The sequence below is a fragment of the Ferrovum myxofaciens genome (assembly GCF_000735045.1).
In the GTDB taxonomy this organism is placed as follows: Bacteria; Pseudomonadota; Gammaproteobacteria; order Burkholderiales; family Ferrovaceae; genus Ferrovum; species Ferrovum myxofaciens.
The window spans coordinates 1-438 of the sequence record NZ_JPOQ01000584.1 but is presented as its reverse complement, the minus strand read 5'-3'; the positions used below and the strand labels follow the sequence as shown (position 1 = coordinate 438).

The 438-nt window shown below is 56.6% G+C and carries 1 protein-coding gene; it reads left to right on the top strand.

The window, feature by feature from the left end; all coding sequences use genetic code 11:
* The coding region (locus tag IV91_RS0115220; RefSeq protein ID WP_031599624.1) for an ExbD/TolR family protein at positions 1 to 295 on the top strand (295 nt) is incomplete at its 5' end.
* Between the last annotated feature and the right edge of the window lie 143 nt (positions 296 to 438).

Genomic DNA, 438 nt, shown 5'->3' with positions numbered 1-438 from the left:
CACCGGTGTAGCATCCAAAATGCCCAAGAGTTCCACCACCACGGCTCTGGAGCCCCCCAAGGTACTGGTGAATGTGGATGACGAGGGGGATATTACCGTGGAGGGTCAGAAGTTGACGGCCGAGGCCCTGACGGTGCGACTCAAGGCACAAGGGGATCCGGACAAGGTGGTGGTAACCATTGCAGGCGAAAAAACCACCTCGCTCCAGTCCATGATGAAGGTGATGGATGCCTGTCGTCAGGCCGGGATTGCCCAGATCGGTCTGGCTGCCCATGCAACGGAGGAGGCCCATTGATGGAAAAAGCAATGAACATGCCTCGAGCGGCTGCATTAGCCGCATTTTTGGAAGGGATGATGGTGCTGGCGTTTTTGTACGGTCTCAGTCGCGAAGTGGACAAGGTGGTAAAGCCTCAGGTCACCCTGATTCAACTGACCCAG